The following is a 457-nucleotide window of genomic DNA, read 5'->3' as shown; positions in this document are numbered from 1 at the left end:
CATTCGAAGTAGGCCTGCGCGGACGCGGCCTTGCGGTTGGCGAACGGGCCCTCGTGCGGCTGGTGGTTCTCGGCGCCGTGCTCCCACGAGTTGTTGGCGAGCTCGTGGTCGTCCCACGTGCAGATCCACGGCACGTGCGCGTGCAGGGACTGCAGGTCGGGGTCGGTGCGGTACTGCGCCAGACGGATCCGGTAGTCGGCCAGGGTGACGATCTCGTGCGGCGGATCGTGCGGGCGGACGGCGCCGGCGGCGGCCGTGTACTCGCCGCGGCCGTACTCGTAGATGTAGTCGCCGAGCTCGATGATCGCGTCCAGGTCGCCGCGCGCCTCGAGGTGGCGGTAGCCGGCGAAGAACCCGGCCTCCCAGTTGGAGCACGACACCACGCCCACGCGCCAGCGGCCGGACGCGGGCATCGCGCCGTCGGCGGGGGCGGTGCGCGTGCGGCCGGTGCGTGAGG

At 72.9% G+C, this 457-nt stretch carries 1 protein-coding gene; it reads right to left on the bottom strand.

Annotated features, from left to right (window positions below):
* Nucleotides 1-457: alkaline phosphatase D family protein (locus KHA84_RS15200; RefSeq protein WP_213424356.1), on the bottom strand; the 457-nt coding region annotated here is incomplete at both ends.

The sequence above is a fragment of the Bhargavaea massiliensis genome, assembly GCF_018390575.1.
In the GTDB taxonomy this organism is placed as follows: Bacteria; Bacillota; Bacilli; order Bacillales_A; family Planococcaceae; genus Bhargavaea; species Bhargavaea massiliensis.
This window is presented reverse-complemented; position numbering and strand designations above follow the sequence as displayed.